The organism is Actinoplanes sp. URMC 104 (assembly GCF_051386375.1).
GTDB lineage: Bacteria > Actinomycetota > Actinomycetes > Mycobacteriales > Micromonosporaceae > Actinoplanes.
The window spans coordinates 2,657,316-2,672,505 of the sequence record NZ_JBPQTO010000011.1; the positions used below are offsets into that span (position 1 = coordinate 2,657,316).

The 15,190-nt window shown below is 72.2% G+C and carries 15 protein-coding genes; 6 read left to right on the forward strand and 9 right to left on the reverse strand.

What is annotated here, in order from left to right; all coding sequences use genetic code 11:
• Positions 1 to 163: 163 nt before the first annotated feature.
• Both ACSNN8_RS38160 and ACSNN8_RS38165 read right to left on the reverse strand, forming a co-directional pair.
• Positions 164 to 1,414 carry an ROK family protein gene (locus ACSNN8_RS38160; RefSeq protein ID WP_436655170.1) on the reverse strand — a complete coding sequence of 417 codons (1,251 nt, stop codon included), beginning with the start codon at positions 1,412 to 1,414 and terminating at the stop codon, positions 164 to 166.
• 216 nt (positions 1,415 to 1,630) lie between these two features.
• Complete coding sequence (locus ACSNN8_RS38165) at positions 1,631 to 2,743, reverse strand: YihY/virulence factor BrkB family protein (RefSeq protein ID WP_436655172.1); 1,113 nt, start codon at positions 2,741 to 2,743, stop codon at positions 1,631 to 1,633.
• A gap of 316 nt (positions 2,744 to 3,059) precedes the next feature.
• Here ACSNN8_RS38165 and ACSNN8_RS38170 point away from each other — a divergent pair, with 316 nt between their 5' ends.
• Positions 3,060 to 4,343 (forward strand): alkaline phosphatase, encoded by a 1,284-nt coding sequence (locus ACSNN8_RS38170; RefSeq protein WP_436655174.1) that lies wholly within the window; start codon positions 3,060 to 3,062, stop codon positions 4,341 to 4,343.
• Positions 4,344 to 4,588: 245 nt separating this feature from the next.
• On the opposite strand, the gene ACSNN8_RS38175 is transcribed toward ACSNN8_RS38170, so the two are convergent.
• The 7 genes from ACSNN8_RS38175 to ACSNN8_RS38205 form a co-directional block, all read right to left on the reverse strand.
• The gene (locus ACSNN8_RS38175; protein ID WP_436655176.1) at positions 4,589 to 5,398 is read right to left on the reverse strand and encodes an ABC transporter permease; all 810 of its coding nucleotides are present in this window, start codon (positions 5,396 to 5,398) and stop codon (positions 4,589 to 4,591) included.
• A gap of 2 nt (positions 5,399 to 5,400) precedes the next feature.
• Positions 5,401 to 6,159 (reverse strand): ABC transporter permease, encoded by a 759-nt coding sequence (locus tag ACSNN8_RS38180; protein ID WP_436655178.1) that lies wholly within the window; start codon positions 6,157 to 6,159, stop codon positions 5,401 to 5,403.
• 1 nt (position 6,160) lies between these two features.
• Positions 6,161 to 7,087, reverse strand: a complete 927-nt coding sequence (locus tag ACSNN8_RS38185; protein WP_436655180.1) for an ABC transporter ATP-binding protein — start codon at positions 7,085 to 7,087, stop codon at positions 6,161 to 6,163.
• A gap of 203 nt (positions 7,088 to 7,290) precedes the next feature.
• Positions 7,291 to 7,821, reverse strand: a complete 531-nt coding sequence (locus tag ACSNN8_RS38190) for a hypothetical protein (RefSeq protein WP_436655182.1) — start codon at positions 7,819 to 7,821, stop codon at positions 7,291 to 7,293.
• Positions 7,818 to 9,680 (reverse strand): DNA primase, encoded by a 1,863-nt coding sequence (gene dnaG, locus ACSNN8_RS38195; RefSeq protein WP_436655184.1) that lies wholly within the window; start codon positions 9,678 to 9,680, stop codon positions 7,818 to 7,820. The genes ACSNN8_RS38190 and dnaG overlap by 4 nt, the downstream gene beginning before the upstream one ends.
• 11 nt (positions 9,681 to 9,691) lie before the next feature.
• Positions 9,692 to 10,906 carry a deoxyguanosinetriphosphate triphosphohydrolase gene (locus ACSNN8_RS38200; RefSeq protein ID WP_436655186.1) on the reverse strand — a complete coding sequence of 405 codons (1,215 nt, stop codon included), beginning with the start codon at positions 10,904 to 10,906 and terminating at the stop codon, positions 9,692 to 9,694.
• Positions 10,907 to 10,910: 4 nt separating this feature from the next.
• Positions 10,911 to 11,282: a VOC family protein gene (locus tag ACSNN8_RS38205; protein WP_436655188.1), complete on the reverse strand. Its 372-nt coding sequence runs from the start codon at positions 11,280 to 11,282 to the stop codon at positions 10,911 to 10,913.
• Positions 11,283 to 11,599: 317 nt separating this feature from the next.
• On the opposite strand from ACSNN8_RS38205, the gene ACSNN8_RS38210 reads away from it, so the two are divergent.
• The 5 genes from ACSNN8_RS38210 to ACSNN8_RS38230 all read left to right on the forward strand — a co-directional run bounded on the left by ACSNN8_RS38210 (position 11,600) and on the right by ACSNN8_RS38230 (position 15,143).
• Entirely contained in the window at positions 11,600 to 11,947 is a 348-nt protein-coding gene (locus ACSNN8_RS38210) for a hypothetical protein (protein ID WP_436655190.1), read from the forward strand.
• A 55-nt stretch (positions 11,948 to 12,002) separates the two neighbouring features.
• A complete protein-coding gene (locus ACSNN8_RS38215) occupies positions 12,003 to 13,019 on the forward strand; it encodes a DUF4388 domain-containing protein (RefSeq protein WP_436655191.1) in 1,017 nt (338 codons plus the stop codon).
• A 38-nt stretch (positions 13,020 to 13,057) separates the two neighbouring features.
• A complete protein-coding gene (locus tag ACSNN8_RS38220) occupies positions 13,058 to 13,543 on the forward strand; it encodes a roadblock/LC7 domain-containing protein (protein WP_436655193.1) in 486 nt (161 codons plus the stop codon).
• Between the two features lie 90 nt (positions 13,544 to 13,633).
• Complete coding sequence (locus tag ACSNN8_RS38225; protein ID WP_436655195.1) at positions 13,634 to 14,005, forward strand: hypothetical protein; 372 nt, start codon at positions 13,634 to 13,636, stop codon at positions 14,003 to 14,005.
• Positions 14,006 to 14,075: 70 nt separating this feature from the next.
• Complete coding sequence (locus ACSNN8_RS38230) at positions 14,076 to 15,143, forward strand: DUF2786 domain-containing protein (protein WP_436655197.1); 1,068 nt, start codon at positions 14,076 to 14,078, stop codon at positions 15,141 to 15,143.
• Positions 15,144 to 15,190 lie beyond the last annotated feature (47 nt).

A 15,190-nucleotide genomic window follows, 5' to 3' on the forward strand; every position in this document is an offset into this window, starting at 1 on the left:
TCGTGGCCGGGGGTTCGCAGGGCGACGCCCGCCGCGGCGGCCCCGGACGGCGGGACCGTCGCGGCGGCGTCCACCGGCCCCCCGACCGGCTGCTTCGCGGCCTCGGCCGCCTCTGTGGATGGCGCGTCGTCCGCGGAGCGGCCGTCGCGTGGACTGGGAACGGTCATGACGCCTGCTCGAATGCCGTGTCGCTGGCCAGCACGGCGGCGCCGGTGACGCCGGCCCGGCTGCCCAGCTCGGAGAGGACAACGGGAAGGTTGCCGGTGGCCAAGGGAAGCGACCGGCGGTAGACCACACTGCGGATCTCGGCGAGCAGCACGTGGCCCAGCTGGGCCAGGCCCCCGCCGATGACGATCATCGAAGGGTTGGAGAAGGAGACGAGCGTGGCCAGCACGCCGCCGACGCGGCGCCCGCCCTCGCGGATCAGCCGGATGCAGGTGACGTCACCCTCGGCGGCGCCCTCGGCGACGTCGCGGGCGGTGATGGTGATGGTGGGCTGGGGCCGGTCGTCGTCGGCCCGGTCGTCGCCCGCGGACTCGCCCGCGACCCGCAGCGCCGCCTGGTAGGCGGCGAGCCGCTCGGCGAGCGCCGGCGAGTCCCCCGAACGGGCCGCCGCGAGCGCGTCGCGGCCCAGGGCGAAGCCGCTGAACAGGGCCTCGAGGCAGCCGGCGTTGCCGCACGAGCAGACCGGGCCGCCGGCGTCGACCTGGATGTGCCCGATGTCGCCCGCGCAGCCGTCGACCCCGCGGTAGACCGTGCCGCCCAGGTGGATGCCGCAGCCGATGCCCGTACCGATCTTGACGAACAGGAAGTCGTCGACCGAGTGCGCGACTCCGCCGTGCCGCTCGCCGATGGCCATGATGTTGACGTCGTTGTCCACGACCGCGGGGCATCCGTGCTCGCGGGCCAGCAGTTCCCGTACGGGATAGCGGTCCCAGCCGGGCATGATCGGCGGCGACACCGGCACACCGTCGCGGAAGCTCACCGGCCCCGGCACGCCGATGCCCACCGCGTCGAGCCGGTCGTACGCGCCGTCGGTGCGCGCCTTGTGCAGCAGCTCGTTGACCCGCTGCAGAATCGTGCGCGGCCCGGAGCGGATGTCGGCGGGCTCGCGGTAGGTCGCCACCGGCTCGAGGCGCCCGTTGGTCACCTCGATGTCGATCGAGCTGGCGCCGAGGTCGATCGCCGCGAACCGCAGGCGCGGGTGCAGCTCGACCAGGGTCGAACGGCGCCCGCCGCGGGAGGCGGCCATGCCGGCCTCGGCGATCAGCCCGGCCGCCACCAGGCGCTCGACCTCGGCGAGCAGGCGGGGACGGGTCAGCTCGAGCCGATCACCCAGCTCGGCCCGCGACACCGGGCCCTCGTCGCGCAACAGGCGCAATACCCGCAGGTGGGGAGCGTCTGACACGTGCACGGGAAACCTCCGGAGGCGCTTGACACCGGGGCAACCCCGCGGTGTCGTGCCCGTCACAGTAGGCGCGTTGTGCCTTGGGAGTCCATACCTTCTCGAAGATCATTCCTAACTTTTGTCTGTTGGAGCAAAAGTGCGCGCCATCCGGCCTCCACCCCGGGCCGGAAACACAGGAACCCCGGCCCATCCGGGCCGGGGTTCTTTTGCTGTGCCGGGTCGTTACTTGGTGCTCAGACCCTGTTCGCTGCCCTTCTTGAGCTTGCGGTCGTCGCGCAGCTCGAGGAACGGCTCGTCGGACGGGTCGTGGCCGGCGGCGATGGCCCGGCCACGCTCGAGTTCGGCGTCCAGTTCGGCGCCGAGCAGGATGACGATGTTCGAGATCCACAGCCAGACCAGGAAGGCGATGACGCCGCCCAGCGTGCCGTACGTCTTGTTGTAGTTGGCGAAGTTGGCCAGGTAGATGGCGAAGGCGCCGGAGGCGACCAGCCACAGGATGACGGCGAAGATGCCACCGGGGCTGACCCAGCGGAAGCCGCCGGTCTTCGCGTTCGGCGACGCCCAGTAGAGGATCGCGAACATCAGGCTGACCAGGATGACCAGGACCGGCCACTTGGCGATGTTCCAGGTGGTGACGGCGACGCCGCCGAGGCCGATCGCGTCACCGACGACGCGGGCGAGGTCGCCGGTGAAGACGACGATGACGGCCGAGAGGATCAGCATGATGCCGATCACCGCGGTCACGCCGACGCGGATCGGCAGGGTCTTCCAGATCGGCCGGCCCTCGGGGACGTCGTAGACGGCGTTCGAGGCGCGCATGAAGGCGGCGATGTAGCCGGACGCCGACCAGAAGGCCAGCACCAGACCGAAGATCGCGGCGAAGCCCGCCGTGCCGGTGTCCTGCACCTGACCGAGCACCGTGTTGACGAGGTTCTCGATCTGCTGGTTGCCGGCGATCTCACCGACCGTGTCCTGCACCGTCTTCTGGCCGTTGTCGCTGAGCATGCCGAGGATCGACACGAGCACCAGCGCGCCCGGGAAGATCGACAGGACGCCGTAGTAGGTCAGCGCGGCGGCCCAGTCGGAGATGTTGTCCTCCGAGAACTGCTTGAACGTCCGCTTCACGGCCGCGAACAGGCCCTTGCCCTTGAGCTCCGTCGGGCTGTCCGGCCCGGCGTCGGGCGGCGGCGCGGACAGGTCGTTCTCCTTGTCCTCACCGGTGCGCGTGGACGAGGCAGCGGCCACGTCGTAGTCGCGGGCGCCCTTCGACCGCGCGCCCTTGGCGTCGGGCGACGCGGCCCCCTTCTCGTCGTCGTGCTTGTGCCGCAGCTTCATCGTGTTCCTCCAGGCGCACAGCGTCCTTGTAGCGAGTTCTCAGCACGCCACCCGCGACGCGCCTCGACGACCCTTGTGCGTGATGCCCGCCACCGGCTCCGCTTAACCCACTTCTCCTGCTCCTTTCACCCCCAGTGACCATCCGGGCACTGCCGGGTGCAGGCCCGGAGCCCTCGCGACCGGCCGCGCCCGGATGGCCCGAACGGGCGTCATCAGCGGGATGACCCCCGGGCGGACCCGGCCCGGCGGCCGCCGCCGGACGGTACGTTCACCGCGTTGCCGCTGTTGGAAGGCCCGTTCTCAACGAGGAGGATCAATGTCGAACTCCAGGATGCGCGCATGGATGACACCGCTCGGCGCCGCCGCCCTGGCCGCGGCCGTCGTCGCCGCCGTCAACCCGCTGCAGAGCGCCGTCGCCGGAGGCGGCAACGGGGCGGGCGACCGCCGCGTCGCCCGCAACGTGATCTTCATGGTCGGCGACGGCATGGCCGCCGCGCACCGCGAGGCGGCCCGGCTCCACCTGGCCGGCCTGACCGGGAAGCTGGCCATGGACAGCCTGCCGCAGACCGGCCTGATGACCACCTCCCCCGACGACCCCGAGGCGACCGTGACCGACTCGGCCGCCGCGGCCAGCGCCTGGGCGACCGGCGTGGCCACCTACAACGGCGCGATCAGCGTGGACCCCGACGGGAACCCGCTGCCGGTCCTCGGCGCGCAGGCGAAGGCCGCCGGCAAGCGGACCGGCCTGGTCACCACCGCGCAGGTCACCGACGCCACCCCGGCGGCGTTCTACAGCAACAGCACCGACCGGGCGGCGCAGGACGACATCGCGCGCCAGTTCCTCGACGTCAGCAAGCCCGACGTGATCCTCGGCGGCGGCGAGGACTGGTGGCTGCCGGCCGGCACCCCCGGCGCGTTCCCCGACCAGCCGCCGGCCGACCCGACCGAGGGCAGCCGCGGCACCCGGGGCAACCTCGTCGAACGGGCCCGGCAGCTCGGCTACACCTACGTGACCGACCGGCAGCAGCTGCTCGCCGCGCCCCAGCGGGACAAGCTGCTCGGGCTGTTCGCCAACCAGGAGATGTTCCAGCAGCGCCCCGAGGGCCAGGGCGACGTGTACTCCCCGGTCGTCGACCTGGCGACCATGACCCGCACGGCGCTCGACCACCTCGACGACAGCCGGGAGGGCTTCTTCCTGCTCGTCGAGGAGGAAGGCATCGACGAGTTCTCGCACAACAACAACGGCACGCGGGTGCTGCAGACGATGGCCGCGCTCGACCGCACGGTCGCGCTGGTGCGCTCCTACGTCGCCAGGCACCCCGACACCCTGCTGGTCGTGGTCGGCGACCACGAGTGCGGCGGCCTCACCATCGAGGACGTGGACGCCGAGGACGAGTCCGGCACCGGCACGTCGGCCGAGGACGGCCCGTTCACCGTGCGGGGCAGCGACAAGCGCTTCGTCATGGACTGGACCTCCACCAGCCACACCGGCACGCCGCTGCCGCTCACCGCGAGCGGGCCCGGTTCCGACCGCCTGGCCGGGACCTTCCCCAACACCTACGTGCACGACGTGCTGGAGCCCGCCCTCACCCGCCGCTGACGCCACCGCCGGGGCGGCCTCCCCGCCCCGGCCCGGCACCTCGCGGCCCGCCCAGCTCGTCTGGCCGGCTCGCCCCGCCGGACTCAATGCCCGCCCTGACCCGGCGCCGCGTCCCACTCAGCTCGGCACCCGACGCAGCGCCGAGCCGCCGGCGGCTCGGCGTCCCTGTCGGCTCGACAAGCCGCCCTCCCGGCGCACCGGCCCCGTCCGGCGCCCCGCCCGCCGACGGCCGTTGCCCGCGCGCGTTACTTGCAGAGCAGCTTCGCCATGCGGCGGCCGGCCACTGTGAGGCCGATCGCGAGCAGCACCAGCAGGTAGAGCACGTCGAGCAGCTGCATCCACCCCGCCGTGCCGGTGCTGAGCGCGCGGATCAGGTCGACCGAGCGGTACAGCGGCGTCGCCTCGATCAGCCAGCGCACCGCCTCCGGGTACGCCGTGGGCGGCACGAAGGTGCCCGAGAACAGGAACAGCGCGAACTGCCCCGCGGCGATCAGATCGAAGTCCTGCCAGCTGCGGATCACCGTGGACACGGCCATGCCGAGCGCCCCGAACGCGAGCCCGACCAGGAACGTCGCGGGCATCATGACCAGCGCCCGCGCCCAGGTGGTCAGGTCCATCAGCGCCATGATCACGACGAACGCGGCCGAGTAGAGCACGCCGCGGATCATGGCCCAGGCCAGTTCGCCGAGCGCGATCTCGATCGGCCGTACGGGCGTCGCGAGGATCGCCTCGTAGAGCCGGACGAACTTCATCTTGCCGAAGAAGCTGAACGTCGTCTCGGACAGCGCCCCGCTCATCGCCGACGCCGCCAGCATGGCCGGCGCCACGAACTCCGCGTAGGGCACCACCCGGCCACCGGGCAGCGCGATGTCGCCGATCAGCCCGCCCACGCCGACGCCGATCGAGAACAGGTAGAGCACCGGCTCGAAGAACCCGGACACGACGACCAGCCAGTACGCCGAGCGCAGCGTCGCGATGTTGCGCTCGGTCACCGACGCCGCGCGCCGTCCCGTCCCCTCGAACGAGATCAGCCGCGGCAGCACCAGCGTCACCATGATCAGATCACCAGCCTGCGGCGGAAGCGGTAGTGGGCGAGCCAGCAGCCGGCCGCGCACCAGGCGAGCAGATAGGCCACGTGCACCAGCCCGATACAGCCGGGGTTCAGGCCGAGCATCGCGTCGCGGCTCAGGTCGACGCCGTGCCAGAGCGGGAACGCGTACGCCAGCCAGCGCAGCACCACCGGCAGCGACTCGACCGGGAAGAACACCCCGGAGAACAGCGACATCGGCAGCACCGCGAACCGCATCAGGATGATCAGGTAGCTGTCGCTGGTGATGGTCGCCGCGTACGCCACCGTGGGCGCGGCGGTGGCCAGCCCGACGAGCAGCGCGACCACCAGCGTCAGCGGCGCCCACCACGAGTGCAGCGTGCCGAAGGCGGCCGCGATCGCGAGGAACGCCGCCGCGCTGAGCAGAATGCGGAACAGCATGAAGGCGAGGTGACCGCCGAGGATGTCGGCCACCCGCAGCGGCGCTGCGGCCTGGGCGAAGTAGACCTTGAGCCACTCGAAGTAGCTCAGCACCGGCCAGGTGGCCTCGCCGACCGCCGCCTGCAGCGCCGTCGAGGCGATCAGCCCGGGCACGATCCAGTCGATGTAGGGCACACCGGCGACGCCGCCCGACACGTACGCCCCCACACCCACCCCGAAGCCCAGCATGGTGAGCAGCGGCATGACGAGCGTGGACAGCGCGCTGGACCGCCAGGTGCGCCGATAGTTGACCAGGTGGTATTCGAGAACGGAGAGCGCGGCGGTCATCTCAGTCCACCAGCGTCCGGCCGGTGAGGTGCAGGAACACGTCCTCCAGGCTGCTGCGCCGCACGAGCACGCTGGCCGGGTTGAGCGAGCGCCGCTGCACCTCGGCCGTCGCCGCGTCACCGTCGGCCACGTAGAGCAGAACGCGGTCGGGCAGCACCTCGAGCCGCTCGCCGATGCCGCCGAGCTTGTCCGCGTACGCCTGCTGGTCCTCGGTGTGGAACCGCAGCTCGACCACCTCGCGTGTCGAGTAGCGCTCGATGAGCTCCCGCGGCGAGCCCTCGGCGGCGATGCGGCCGCCGTCCATCACCACCAGCCGGTCGCAGAGCTGCTCGGCCTCGTCCATGTAGTGGGTGGTCAGCACCAGCGTGACGCCCTGCTGCTTGAGGCGGAACAGCCGCTCCCACACCAGGTGGCGCGCCTGCGGGTCGAGCCCGGTGGTGGGCTCGTCGAGCAGCACCATCTCGGGCTGGTTGACCATCGCGCGGGCGATCGTGAGCCGGCGTTTCATGCCCCCGGACAGCGGCTCCACCTTGCTGTCGGCCCGCTCGGCCAGCTGCACGAACTCGAGCAGCTCGTCGGCGCGGCGGCGGGCCTCCTTGCGCGCGATGCCGAAGAACCGGGCGTAGGTCGTCAGGTTCTCCCGCACGGTCAGCTCGACGTCGAGGTTGTCGAGCTGCGGGCAGACCCCCAGCCGGGCCCGGATGCGCGGCCCGTCGCGGCGCGGGTCGAGCCCGAGGATCTCGAGCACGCCGCCGGTGGGCGGCGACACGCACCCGATCATGCGCATGGTCGAGCTCTTGCCCGCCCCGTTGGGCCCCAGGAACCCGAACGCCTCGCCGCGCCGCACGTCGACGTCGATGCCGTCGACCGCGGTGAAGTCGCCGAACCGCTTGACGAGGCCGCGCGCGTGAATCAGGAAGTCGTCCACGCCAAGGACCCTAGAGAGGGGGTACGACAGAAACGACCGCTTTACGCCCGCGCACAGCCGTTGATCACATCCACCAGCCATGACCCGCCCACCCAAGGGGGGTCCCCCACCACGACCATGATGGCGAACTTCGCGGATCTTGGAGCGGAAGCCTGTGGACAATCCCCGGCTGTGGACAACCGGGGACGGGCAGCCGCAGCGGTCTACTCTGGGGCCGCCATCGTGTTGCGGGCGGCGGCGACCAGCTCGTCGGTCAGCTCGATCACCGCGGGCAGGCTCACCGGCGTCCCGGAGTCGTAGCGCACGGCCCACGAGAGCCCGTTCTGCCCGGTCACGCGCCGCCCGACCACGCGGACGCCGCCGGCGCCCGACGGCATCACGTGGTGGGTCGTGTAGGCCACCGACTTGGTCACCCGGGTGCGCACCTGGTCGGGCAGCTCACCGGGCGACAGCAGCAGCACCGTCGCGATCGGCCCGTCCACCAGCACGGTGTAGCCGTCGCGCTCCTCGGCCACCTCGGCCGGGGTGATGCGCAGCTCGCGCCCCGACCAGGCCGCCTTGTGGATCTCGTGCCAGCCCAGCGCCGCGGCCGCGCCGGGCAGCCACAGCCCGTGCGTGGTCGCGACCACCGCCTGGTCGTCCGCCACCGGGGACCAGGCCACGATCCGCTCGTCGGGACCCAGCTGGGGCTTGAGGGCCGCCGGGATCGAGGGCCGCCGCCGAAGGAAGTTCACAGTCCACCTGCCGCCTGTTCACGCAGCGCCCGTGCCTGCTGCTCGAGCGAGAAGAGCTCGCCGGCCAGGGCGAGATACGCGTCCTTGTTCGCCACCGGGTTGAGCCGCTGGACCTTGGACTTGAGATCACGGATCCGGGTCGTCACCGCGCCGACCTGCAGCCGGGCCAGGGTGACCTGCACGTAGTGCGGGTCGACCGACCCGTCGACGCGCAGCGGCTCGACCGCCAGCTCGGAGATCAGCCCCTGCCCGGCCAGGTCGGTGCAGCTGTCGCGGACCTTCTCGATCCACACGACGCCGCCGCTGGACACCGACGACGCCCCGCCGGCCGCCTCGATCGCGGCCCGCACGGACTGGTAGACCGGGTCGGCGTAGTTGTCGGCGCCGACGACGTCGAACATGGGGCCGGCCAGCACCGGCTCCTGCAGCGCCAACTTGATCGACTCGCGCTCCACGAGCCGCTGGGGCGCCTCCGCGGCCGTCTTGGGCGACGGGCGCGCGTCGGCCGCCTCCTGACCGCGCAGGGCCGCGTTCACCGCGCGCTGCACCGGCTCCAGGTCCATGCCCAGGTCGCCGGCGAGCTTGCGGGCGTACTCGGGCCGCTTCTCCCGGTCTTTGATCTTGGCGACCAGCGGGGCGGCCTTGCGCATCGCCTCGACCCGGCCCTCGACGGTGTCCAGGTCGAAGCGCGAGATGGTGTGCCGCAGGGCGAAGTCCACCAGCGGTTCCCGTCCGGCGATCATGTCGCGTACGGCCAGGTCGCCGCGGGCCAGCCGGAGCTCGCACGGGTCCATGTTGTCGGGGCTGACCGCGATGAACGTCCGCCCGACGAACCGCTGGTCCTCCTCGAAGGCGCGCAACGCCGCCTTCTGGCCCGCGGCGTCGCCGTCGAACGTGTAGATGATCTCGCCGGTGAAGCTGTCGCTGTCCATCAGCAGCCGGCGCAGCACCCCGATGTGGTCGATGCCGAACGCGGTGCCGCAGGTGGCGACCGCGGTGGGCTCGCCGGCCTCGTGGCAGGCCATCACGTCGGTGTAGCCCTCGACGATGACCGCGCGGCCGCGCTTGGCGATCTCGCGCTTGGCGTGGTCGATGCCGTAGAGCACGTGCGACTTCTTGTAGAGCGGCGACTCGGGCGTGTTCAGGTATTTCGGGCCGTCGTCGTCGTCGAACAGCTTGCGCGCGCCGAACCCGATGACGTCGCCGGACAGGTCCCGGATCGGCCACAGCAGCCGCCTGCGGAACCGGTCGATGATCGAGCCGGAGCGGGCGGGCTTGGTCAGCCCGGCCGTGTTCAGCTCCTCGGCCGTGAAACCCTTCTGCCGCAGGTGCTTGGCCAGCGCGTCCCACGAGTCGGGGGCGAACCCGCAGCCGTACCGCTCCGCCGCGTCGCGCCCGAAGCCGCGCTGGGCCAGGAACTCGCGGGCCTTGCGCGCGCCCGGCGTGCCGAGCTGGTCGCGATAGAAGTCGGCCGCCGCCACGTGCGCCGCGAGCAGCCGCTGCTTCTGCCCGACCTGCGGCCTCGGCGAGGGACCGGCGCTGTCGGTCTCGTAGCGCAGCTGGATGCCGGCCCGCCCGGCCAGCCGCTCGATCGACTCGAGGAACGACAGGTGCTCCGCGTCCATCAAGAACTTGATCGCGTCGCCGCCCTGGCCACAACCGTGGCAATAATAGACATTTCGGGCAGGTGCCACCGTGAAGGACGGCGTCTTCTCGTCGTGGAAGGGGCACAGCCCCTTGAGGTTGCCGCCGCCCGCGGGCCGCAGCGTCACCGACTCGCTGATGATGTCGGCGATCGACGTGCGGTCGCGGACCAGTGCGATGTCTTCGTCCTTGACCCTGCCCGCCACGGCATACATCCTGCCTCGCCTCAGGCGCGGGTCGCCACCAGGGTCCGGTGCCAGGTCACCGCGGCCGTGTCGGTGAGCGACGCCACCTGGTCGATCACGACCCGCAACGCCTCCGCGTCACTGCCGGCCGACGCGAACAGCGGGGCGAAGACCGGGTCGAGAGCCGAGGGCGTACGCAGCAGAGCCTCCACCAGCTCGGCCAGGATCACGCGCTGCTGCTCGTACCACTGCTCGGCCGCCCGGGTCCGCATCACGTACCGCAACGCCATGCCCTTGAGCAACGCGCACTGGTTACGCACAGTGCGCGGCACGACGAGGTCGGCGGCGTACCGGCGTACCGGGTCGGTGCCGTGGCGGCTCTGCGTGGCGCCGACCGCGGAGGCGACGAAACGGCCGGTCAGCACGCTGGTCATCCGTTTGAGGGCGACCTGCGCGCGGAAGCTGCCGTCGTATCCGGCGACCTCGGTCACCACCGGGTCGGCCAGCAGCTGGTCGAGGGCGGCGGCCAGCTCGTCGACCGGCTCGTCGGAGTACGTGGCGGCGACGTCGGCGCACAGCGCGGCCCGCTCGCCGGCGTCGGAGAGCAGCGGCCGCAGCGCGATGTAGCCGCCGTGCACGCCGTCCTCCACGTCGTGCACGGAGTACGCCACGTCGTCGGCCCAGTCCATCACCTGGGCCTCGAGGCACCGGCGTTCGCCCAGGCCGGCCGGGCGGATCCAGTCGAAGACGGCGCGGTCGTCGGCGTACACCCCGAACTTGCGCCTGCCCGGCTGCCGGGCCCACGGGTACTTGCAGCTCGCGTCGAGCGACGCCCGGGTCAGGTTCAGTCCGGCGCCGGGCACCTTGGCCTCGAGCCGGGTCAGCACGCGCAGCGTCTGCGCGTTGCCCTCGAAGCCACCGCACGGCTCGGCGACCTGGTGCAGCGCGTGCTCGCCGTTGTGGCCGAACGGCGGGTGGCCGAGGTCGTGGGCGAGCCCGGCCACGTCCACCACGTCGGGGTCGCAGCCCAGGCGCTCGCCCATCTCGCGGGAGATCTGCGCGACCTCGAGCGAGTGGGTGAGCCGCGTACGCGGGAAGTCGTCCGTGCCGGCGGTGTGCACCTGGGTCTTGGTGGCGAGCCGGCGGAACCCGGCCGAGTGCAGCACCCGGGCCCGGTCGCGCTGGTACGGCGTACGCCCGTAGCCGCTGTCCTTGGCCGGCTCAGGGACCCACCGCTGGGCGTCGAACGCCGTCATGTGATCAGCCTAGGCGCGACTCCGGTTCGCGCTTGGAGGAAAGGACGCAGAACTCGTTGCCCTCGGGGTCGGCGAGCACGACCCAGCTCACGTCGCCCTGCCCGATGTCGACGTGCCGGGCGCCCATGTCGACCAGCCGCTCGACCTCGGCCTCCTGGTCGTCGGGGCGCAGGTCGATGTGCAGCCGGTTCTTGACCGTCTTGCGCTCGGGCACGGGCCCGAACAGCAGTCCGGGCAGCTCGTCGGCGCTGCGGCGGATCTCGACCTCGTCGGGCTGCTCGTTGACGATCACGTAGCCGAGCGCCTCGGCCCACCAGCGGGCGAGCCGCGGGGCGTCCTCCGCGTCGATGACGATCTGCTCCCATTGGCTCGGCATACGCGTTCCCTTCATCGAGAAGTGGCGATCATGTTACGCGCCCGTCGCCGTCGTGCCGCATCGGAAACGGCGCACCGGCGGTCCGCCGTGACGAGCGACGCACCCGGTCGTGGACCATGACGCACAGCGGGTGCGACTGCCGTCGGCGCAGCGGCCGGAGGATGGCCCACGGTGATGGCGAGGCGACGGACAGCGGAGCACCGCCCGAGCCGACCAGGAGGCTCGCCGGCCGCGGCAACGGGGCGCGGACGGCGGGAGCAGCACCCACAGCGCTGAGGAGTGATGTGCCCGGCGTCGACCACTGTCTACAGGAGGCCATGGCGATCCCCGGCGCCGTCGGCGCCAGCATCGTCGACTACACCACCGGCTTCCCGGTCGCCACGACGGGAGCCGCACCGAATGCCGACCACGAGGCCGCGGCGGCCGGCACGGCGGACGTGGTCCAGGCCGCGACCAGCCGTTCGCTGTACCTCTCGGCCCTGCCGCACGACCTGCTCGAGGATCTGATCATCACGACCGCCGGCGGATACCACCTGCTGCGGATGCTGCACACCGACTTCGACAGCCGGCTGGTGCTCTACGTCTGGCTGGACCGGGTGCAGGGCAACCTCGCGGTGGCCCGCCGCCGCATGCAGAAGCTCGCCGACGAGCTCGTCGCTCCGTGAAGCCGGGGTCGCCGCGCCGCCGAACGAACCGAACGAACGGACATGGGAGTTGACCGTGACAGCCTCGAAGGCCGCCACGCCGGGGCGCCTGCTGACGCGGGTGGCCGGGGAGCGGCAGACCGGCGCGCTGGTGGTCGGCGGCCACCCGGGCGGCGCGGTCTACGTCCTCGAGGGCCACGTGATCTACGCCGAGTCGCCGGCCGCGCCGGGCGTCGGCGAGCTGCTCACCGCGTCGGGCCGGCTGGCGGGCCGCACCTGGCAGAACGCGCTGGACCTGGGCACCTCGACGGCCCGGGTCGGGCGGCTGCTGGTCGAGCAGGGGCACCTCACCCAGGGCGAGCTGGAGCTGTGCGTGCTCGGCGCGATCTACGACGCGGCGTACTTCGTGCTCTCCCCCACCACCGCGCCGATCGACTTCCTCACCGGGGCGACGCACTGGCTGGGCCCGGTGGTGCACGTCGACCCGGCCGCGGTCGGGCACGAGGTGGAGCGGCGGGTACGCCTGCTCGACGACATCTTCCCGGACGCGCGCGTCGACACGGCCCCGGTCGCCCTGGCGCCGCGTGCGCCGCGCGAGCGGGTCACGCTCACCGCGCTGCAGTGGGAGCTGCTGGCGCACGCCGACGGGCAGCGCACCCCGGCCGACCTCGCGCTGCTGCTCGGCAAGGCCGGCTACGCCACGATCCAGGAGCTGCGGCGGATGGCCGCGATGGGTCTTCTCGAACTGCCCGAGGCGCGGCCGGAAGGGCCGGAGATCGTACGGCTTCCCGGCGCCCGGGGCGTGGCCGTGGATGCGCGGCGGCCGGTCGTACGGCCGGAGAACGCGACGCCCGCCCCGGTGGTCACCAAGGCTGCGGTCGCGGTCGTGCCGGCGCCTCCGGACCCGCCCCGGCATTCGCTGCCCGAGGAGGCCGGCGCCAACCAGGCCGCGTACCGGCCGCCCCGGCTGGCCCGCCGCAAACCCGGCGCCAAGCTGCCCAAGGAGCTGGCCGGCGAGCCCCCGCCGGTGCATCCGGGCGCCGACGAAGTGCTGCTCAAGCGCATCCGCACCGCACTGAGGGCCTTGCGGTGACACGCGCACCCCCCCTTGAGGAGAAAGAGAGACCGAGGATGACGGTGGATCCGGCCGTGCTCGAGGAGCTCGACCGTCTTCGAGGCCGGCTGAACGAACTCTCCGGCAGCGTGCTGGCCACCACCGACGGGCTGGTGGTCGCGCACGACGCGCACGACATCGAGCCGGACAGCATCGCCGCCCTGGCCGCCGCGCACCTCGCGCTGGCGCGCCGGTTCGCGCACGCCGTGAGCCACGGCGAGCTGCGCGAGTCGGTGGTCGAGTGCGACCGCGGCTACATCACCTCGTACACGGCGGGACCGAACGCGCTGCTCACCCTGGTCACCACCGGCGACGCGAACCTGGCCATGGTGCACCTGGAAGCGCGCCGCTGCGTACGCCGGCTCGTCCGGATCATGAAGTTGGACAACCCGCGCCCGAGGCCCGAGATCCCGCAGCAGCCGGGACCCGCGACCCCGCTCGCGCGACGCACCCCGATGGCCACCCTGTCGACCAACGCCCGCCGTCGGCAGGCCGCGGGCTGAGACCCGCCCCTTTCAGCGGCATCCTGCCGCGCCCAACCGGTCACGCCGTGTGAGGCGGACCGCCATCCCACCGCAACGGAGGACAATTCCATGGCCGACATGGACACCGCACTGAAGGAAATCATGGAGATCGACGGCGCCATCGGCGTCGCGCTGGTCGACCACACGAGCGGCATGGCGCTCGGCACGGTCGGCGGCGGCAAGGACCTCGACCTCACCGTTGCCGCAGCCGGCAACACCGACGTCGTGCGCGCCAAGCTGCGGGCTATGGAGATGCTGAACCTCTCCGAGAAGATCGAGGACATCCTCATCACGCTGGACACCCAGTACCACCTGATCCGTCCGCTGACCAGCCGGTCGGGCAAGGGGCTGTTCCTCTATGTGGCGCTGCGCCGCGACCGGTCGAACCTGGCCATGGCGCGGCACCAGCTCAAGCGCATCGAGAACGACATGGACGTCTGAGCCCGCGGCCGGCTGTGGTGGGGAGGGCCGGAAGCGGTCCTCCCCACCGCGTTCTCTACTGTTTCGAGTTGTGGAAGAGATCGTCCGCGACGTCGTGAGCGGCGCGATCGGGTACGAGGCCGGGCTGGACGCGCTGACCGTGGCGCCCGCGGCCGAGGTCGACGCGGCGCTCGGCGGGGCGTTGCGGGACGCGTTCGAGCGGCTCTTCCGGGGCGGCTGGCAGCCGGCCGAGCTGCACCGGGTGATCGCGCGGCTCGGCGACCCGGTGAAGGCGGCGCTCGTGGCGGACGCCGCCGCGGCGTACGGCCGTCGCTTCTCCGAAGTCGACCCCCGCTGGCAGACGCAGGTCGCTGGCCTGCCGCCGGCGCCGGCCCGGCGACCCGACCGGATCACCCTGCTCGACTCGTCGCTCGGGCTGCTCATGGAGTTGCGGCGGTTGCCGGTCATCGAGGTGCTGGTGCCGCCGCCGGGGACGGTCGGGACGTCCGCCACCGACGACCGCATGCTCGAACGGGTGCGGGCCCTGCTCGCCAAGGCGGAGTCGACCGACTTCCCCGCCGAGGCGGAGGCGTACTCCGCGAAGGCGCAGGAGCTGATCGCCCGGCACAGCATCTCCGAGGCGCTGACCAGCGTGGACCGGGCCGAGGTCGTGCCGTTCGCGCGGCGGATCGGGGTGGACCACCCGTACGAGAGCGAGAAGGCGAGCCTGCTCGACGCGGTGGCGCGGGCCAACCACTGCCACACCGTGTGGTCGCCCGAACTGGGCTTCTCCACGGTCTTCGGCTTCGACGCGGACATCGACGGGGTCGAGCTGCTGTACACGTCGCTGCTGGTGCAGGCCAACCGGGCCATGGCGCGCGACGAGCCGGCCAAGGGCAAGGCCAGGATCAAGGCGTTCCGGCGCAGCTTCCTGGTGGCGTACGCGGTGCGCATCGGCGAGCGCCTGGCGCAGGTGACCCGCGCGGAGATCGCGGGGAACGCCGACCTGCTGCCGGTGCTGCGCAACCGCGACCTGCAGGTCCGTGAGGTGCTGCAAAAGGCCTTCCCGCGTACGGTCCGGGCGCGCGGCAGCCGCATCGACAGCCTCGAGGGCTGGGAGTCCGGCCGGGCCGCGGCGGATCGGGCGGAACTCGATTGACGGGTGCGGCACACTGGTCGCATGCACCCGGTTTGACGCTGAACCTT